Source organism: Paraglaciecola sp. (assembly GCF_039943935.1).
GTDB lineage: Bacteria > Pseudomonadota > Gammaproteobacteria > Enterobacterales > Alteromonadaceae > Paraglaciecola.
In genome coordinates this window covers 1-3,298 of record NZ_JBDUZQ010000014.1, presented here as the reverse complement: position 1 = coordinate 3,298, position 3,298 = coordinate 1, and the positions used below count along the sequence as shown (strand labels likewise).

At 36.8% G+C, this 3,298-nt stretch carries 6 protein-coding genes; all 6 read left to right on the top strand.

All coding sequences use genetic code 11. The features are described from left to right. The first annotated feature begins 162 nt into the window (after positions 1-162). The 6 genes from ABJD71_RS08805 to ABJD71_RS08780 all read left to right on the top strand — a co-directional run bounded on the left by ABJD71_RS08805 (position 163) and on the right by ABJD71_RS08780 (position 3,072). On the top strand, positions 163-363 hold the full coding sequence (locus ABJD71_RS08805) for a hypothetical protein (protein ID WP_348167613.1): 201 nt from the start codon (positions 163-165) through the stop codon (positions 361-363). Positions 364-490: 127 nt separating this feature from the next. Then, positions 491-931, top strand: a complete 441-nt coding sequence (locus tag ABJD71_RS08800; protein ID WP_348167610.1) for a hypothetical protein — start codon at positions 491-493, stop codon at positions 929-931. Positions 932-1,038: 107 nt separating this feature from the next. Continuing rightward, entirely contained in the window at positions 1,039-1,290 is a 252-nt protein-coding gene (locus tag ABJD71_RS08795) for a hypothetical protein (protein WP_348167607.1), read from the top strand. Positions 1,291-1,367: 77 nt separating this feature from the next. Then, positions 1,368-1,655: a hypothetical protein gene (locus ABJD71_RS08790; protein WP_348167604.1), complete on the top strand. Its 288-nt coding sequence runs from the start codon at positions 1,368-1,370 to the stop codon at positions 1,653-1,655. A 123-nt stretch (positions 1,656-1,778) separates the two neighbouring features. After that, positions 1,779-2,453, top strand: coding sequence for a hypothetical protein (locus tag ABJD71_RS08785; protein ID WP_348167601.1), 675 nt, complete (start codon positions 1,779-1,781; stop codon positions 2,451-2,453). Positions 2,454-2,562: 109 nt separating this feature from the next. Continuing rightward, positions 2,563-3,072 carry a hypothetical protein gene (locus ABJD71_RS08780; RefSeq protein ID WP_348167598.1) on the top strand — a complete coding sequence of 170 codons (510 nt, stop codon included), beginning with the start codon at positions 2,563-2,565 and terminating at the stop codon, positions 3,070-3,072. The last annotated feature ends 226 nt before the right edge of the window (positions 3,073-3,298 follow it).

Sequence of the window (3,298 nt, the reverse complement as noted above, 5' to 3'; positions counted from 1 at the left end):
TTTCTACATGGTTCGCTAATAAAAAATTTACCTTTAAAAGCTAATAAGTATATGAAAAGATGAAATAAATTAATTGCCAGAATCATTATTCCGTTTATTCCTAAAGTGGCTTAAACGTGCGGTCTGGCTAATATACTGTTATGTACACAAGGAAAGTAATTAGTGAATTTTCAAAAACCATTAAAAAGTCTAGGTGTTCTAGGGGTTGTTATCTTTTTTACTTCAATTATAGATTTGATATTTTATTGGCCCGCAACAGACTACGAATTGTTTTTTATGGCTAAGAAAGTTTTGTTTTTGTTTGCTGGAGCTTTTATTGCTTGGGAGCACTTGATAAAAGAACACTTAAGCCTGAAAGAATAAATAAAACGGTCATTCGTGTACATAACAAGAGAATAAATAGTGATTCGCTTTTGTTTGTCATTTTTAGTTGCAAACAGCGCAATAAAATTGCCAAACTAGCTCACACATTATTCAGGCGTTATATGCCATGAGTAACACTAACCTTTCGGATGGCGCAAAAGGTATCTTTTGGTCAGGAGTTGCTTTTTTTGCTCTGCACTTTTGGATTAACTATTCGCCAGTTATGGCAGCGCTTTTTAATAACAAGGTTCAACTTGTAACGTTAGAGCTTTTATCTGTAAATGAGAGGAAAAGAGTTAAAGTTGATGGGCCACCCGTATATAACTACCGCACGTCAGAAAATGGTTTAATTGCACTATCACTTACTAAGCTAGAAGGCGGCAGTATTGTGAGTTGCTTTCGCTACGAGTCAAATTGTTACGTAGCTGGTAAGGAGGGGGCCATGTCATTCGTGAGGAAAGGTGATGTTGCCATGCTATATATGAGTCCACTTATGATTTTACTAGGCTTGGTTATGTTCATGTACATTAGAGTGAAAAAACAAGGTGAATTTAAAAGTGGCACATAACAAACCATTCAACCGGACGCCTACTCGCTGGCTTAGGCTCGTTCCTCGCAAGTATAGCCAGCAAGTCTGCTCCGTTTAATAGGGGCGTTATAACTCAAGGAAGTTTCATGGATAAATCTGATAGATTGAAGAGTACTATTGAAAAAGGAGCGGTGCGCTTTATTTTAATTCATGGCGTTATTGGCTGGGGTATTAGCACTGCAATACTGTTCAAGTTCATAATGCAATTTAAAGACGATAAACCTTTTTTTGATGGCATTATTGAAGCCTTAATCATGTTTCCTATTGGTGGCATATTCTTTGGTGCGATTATGTGGGTAATAATGAGAAGCCAGTATAAAAAGCTCCAATCGAGTTAGTAGAGTTATAACAATGCGCTTAAGCATCGACGCAGACAAGCTGCGCCGCTTAGCTTAGCGTTATGTTTGAGTAAGGTATGGACGAAGATTTAAAGAAAAAAGTAGATGTTGCAGTTGGGTTGAGCCGTCTTACAGGTGCCACATTAATTTTTGTTGGAAGTATATTGGTATTTGTTTTTACTCAAGCTGCGTTAGATCCCAATGCTATAATTGAAATTAATGGTGTTCCAACAAAAGATTCAACGGATAAAATAGTGGCTGCGATTTTTAGTGTTTTGTTTCCAATTTTAGGCTTATTTCTATCTTTTGCTCCTGCTAAGCTTCTTGATAAGTGGGCTGCAAAAATAATCGTTCGTTTGAGTTAACTTCAAACATAACAAATTTATTAAATTTCGTTACGGCCAAAAAAACGGCCTTCACTGGACGCGCAAAAAACGCGCGCCATTTATAAAAAGCGTTAGGCTTCATCAACATAAGGACTCATACTAATGAATACGATTTCAACTGTTTTATCTGTAATTTTGTTGTGTGTTGTAGGTTTTGGAGGCTATAAATGGTCTAACTTTCAGAACCAATTAGACGTGGCTTTAACAGAAAAAAACGCCGCAATTGAAAAACAGAAAATAACTGTCAAAAGCTCTACTCTTGCTAGAACATCTGAATACATCTATTCAACGATCACCAACCAGTATATGCATTTTTACGACTCAAACTTCGCTGGCAGGTGGACTCGTTTTTTTGGTGGGGATGATGTAGAAATACTATTTGAGTGGGATTACGTTTTTAGCTATGGAGTAAAAATTCCTAGTGGTTGGGAGTTTTGCTTTGCAAGTATTGATCATGACCCCGGATATTATTCGGTAAATATTCCAAACCCTGAACTGTTAAGCAAAAATGTGCCAAGCCCCGGGATCACCAAGGCATTCGAGCTGGGTGACTACGATATAAACTCTGTAACGGCACTTAATCAAATGCAACAAATCGCCACTGATAGGATCAATGAAGATTCTCAGGTCCACTTAGAAAACAGTGAAATCCTAGGTCAAATAACGCTAGGTATATCAGAACACATTAGCTCGCTCATAAATAGCAGCTATAGTGATTCAAACCCCGTAGTTGGTGTTGTGGTCAAATATACAGACACATCATCCTGTGAATCGTAACGTGCTTACCCACCAAAAGCCTAACAAATCAATTAACTTCGCGCCTTTTAGGCGCCGGACGCAGCAAAGCTGCGCCGGTTATTGAGGCGTTAAGGCTTTCGAGAGTATCGTGGATTATCTAATACCAACAGAATTACCGTTTGAGTTTTTAAATTCGAGAGGTATAACATCCGTTGAACACCTTCAAATTGAAGTTGTGAAAGGAGGTTTAAAACTTGATTGTTATAATAATGTTCAAAAGTACCTTTTGAATAATCAAGGCGAAATACAGTTTGGTTGGTCGTACTCACAATTAGGAAATATCGTTTTAAAGGTAACTGGACATGTAGTGGTAAAACGACCTGATAATTCATTACTGTGTGTTACACCTTCAGAACATGATACAAATAAAATATTCTTTACGCCTGATAACTCAGTTGGCTCGTTAATATCAAACAATAAACTACCAGCTCAAATTCATGCTTTAGTAGATGATGAAATAGTACAAAAATTTGTTAAATTAGATCAGCTACATAATCAAATGAGGCTTGATGGTAATTTAATAGGTATTGAGTACATTATGAATGAAAAGCACCTAATATCTAAAAGATTAATAAATGCTTTTCAAAAGTTTAGTTAATTAGTACAAAGCCCTAACAAGTCGTTCAAAAGGACAAAAAACATTTGGCTTTTGCTCCTTCGTCGCTAATTTTAGCCAACAATTTTTTGCCTCTTAACGAGGCGTTGAGGCTGTAGAATTTCTCCCAAATCGCACTTTCAATATATTTTTGATTACTTTTACATTGTGCGTTTTTTGACCTTGAACCGACATGTTCGCTGTGATCTAATAGATATTATTCCCCTAG

Coding starts and splice junctions, on each gene's coding strand:
- ABJD71_RS08785 (WP_348167601.1), top strand. CDS start 1,779: ATGAATACGATTTCAACTGTTTTATCTGTAATTTTGTTGTGTGTTGTA.
- ABJD71_RS08795 (WP_348167607.1), top strand. CDS start 1,039: ATGGATAAATCTGATAGATTGAAGAGTACTATTGAAAAAGGAGCGGTG.
- ABJD71_RS08800 (WP_348167610.1), top strand. CDS start 491: ATGAGTAACACTAACCTTTCGGATGGCGCAAAAGGTATCTTTTGGTCA.
- ABJD71_RS08790 (WP_348167604.1), top strand. CDS start 1,368: ATGGACGAAGATTTAAAGAAAAAAGTAGATGTTGCAGTTGGGTTGAGC.